General features: G+C 69.8%; 2 protein-coding genes. Both read left to right on the top strand.

From position 1 onward, the window contains the following. The coding region (locus BU124_RS14440) for an adenosylhomocysteinase (RefSeq protein WP_143529899.1) at nucleotides 1-344 on the top strand (344 nt) is incomplete at its 5' end. Between the two features lie 12 nt (nucleotides 345-356). Next, nucleotides 357-1,349 (top strand): adenosine kinase, encoded by a 993-nt coding sequence (locus BU124_RS14435; protein WP_084864263.1) that lies wholly within the window; start codon nucleotides 357-359, stop codon nucleotides 1,347-1,349. Nucleotides 1,350-1,446: the final 97 nt, after the last annotated feature.

Below are 1,446 nucleotides of genomic sequence, written 5' to 3'. Positions count from 1 at the left end.
CGAACATCAAGGAACAGGTGGACATGATCGAGATGCCCTCGGGCAACCGCATCCTGCTGCTCTCCGAAGGCCGCCTGCTGAACCTGGGCAATGCCACCGGCCACCCCTCCTTCGTGATGTCTGCGTCCTTCACCAACCAGGTGCTGGCCCAGATCGAGCTGTGGACCAACGGCGACGACTACGCACCCGGCGTCTACATCCTGCCCAAGCACCTCGACGAGAAGGTCGCGCGCCTGCACCTCGAGCGCATCGGCGTCAAGCTCTCTACCCTCGACCCCGACCAGGCCGCCTACATCGGCGTCAAACCCGAGGGCCCCTTCAAACCCGAACACTACAGGTATTGAGGGGGGCATGCCATGAGTGAACGCACACCGCATATCGTCGGCTTGGGCAATGCCCTGGTCGATGTCGTCGCCGCCGTGGAGCCCGAGGTGGTCAGCCGCCACGGGCTGACGCCGGGGGGCATGCACCTTGTCGGGGCCGAAGCGGCTCACGCGCTTTTCGAGGAGGTCGGGCCGGGCGTGCGCCAGTCCGGCGGCTCGGTGGCCAATTCCATCGCGCATCTGGCGGACACGCCGGTGCGGGGCACCTACATCGGCAAGGTCGCCGATGACGACCTGGGCGATACCTTCTGTCGTGAAATGGTCGGTCTGGACCTGGCCGCCCCGGTGGCCGTGTCGCACAACGACGACCACGGCACCGGGCGCTGCGTGGTCCTCGTCACCCCCGATGGCGAGCGCACCATGAGCACCTACCTCGGTGCCGCCGTGACGCTGATGCCGTCGGAGGCGCGCGTGGCCCTGCCCGAGGCGTTCGATATCCTGCTCATCGAGGGCTACATCTGGGACGCGCCGCAGGGTGCCGAGGTGATCGAGACGCTGGCCAGTGCAGCAAAGGCCGCCGGCGCCCGCGTCGCGCTTACCCCCTCCGACGCGGGCTGCGTGGACCGCAACCTCGCCGCGATGCGGGCGCTGATCGACTTCCACGTGGACATCCTCGTGGGCAATCACGTCGAAATCTGCGCCCTGGGCGGCTGCGACAGTGCCGAGGCGGGGCTGGACTGGGCCATGTCCCGGGTGGCCACCGCCGCGGTGACCGAGCACGACAAGGGTTCCTGGGTGGCCGACGCGAGCGGGCGTCACCACGTGGCCGCGGCGCCCGTGGCCCGGGTCGTCGACACCACCGGTGCGGGCGACGCCTATGCCAGCGGCTTCCTCGCGGGTCTGGCGCAGGGACAGCCCGTGGACCGCGCCGGCGCCATGGGCGCACGGCTCGCGGCCGGCGTTCTGGGCCACTACGGCGCACGCGATGGCGCGGCCGCCCGCGCGATCGCCCTGCCAGCCGCTTGAGAGCGAATTGAGACCGGCCGGAGCGGCCCGCCGCTCCGGCCCATCCCCCCGGACGACGACACGACAGGAGAAAACCATGACAGCCAGGGACCGCGTT

This window comes from Salibaculum halophilum, assembly GCF_002094885.1.
GTDB classification, from domain to species: Bacteria; Pseudomonadota; Alphaproteobacteria; order Rhodobacterales; family Rhodobacteraceae; genus Salibaculum; species Salibaculum halophilum.
The sequence above is the reverse complement of the archived record's forward strand: the minus strand, read 5'-3'. Positions and strand labels throughout refer to the sequence as shown.

Coding starts and splice junctions, on each gene's coding strand:
- BU124_RS14435 (WP_084864263.1), top strand. CDS start 357: ATGAGTGAACGCACACCGCATATCGTCGGCTTGGGCAATGCCCTGGTC.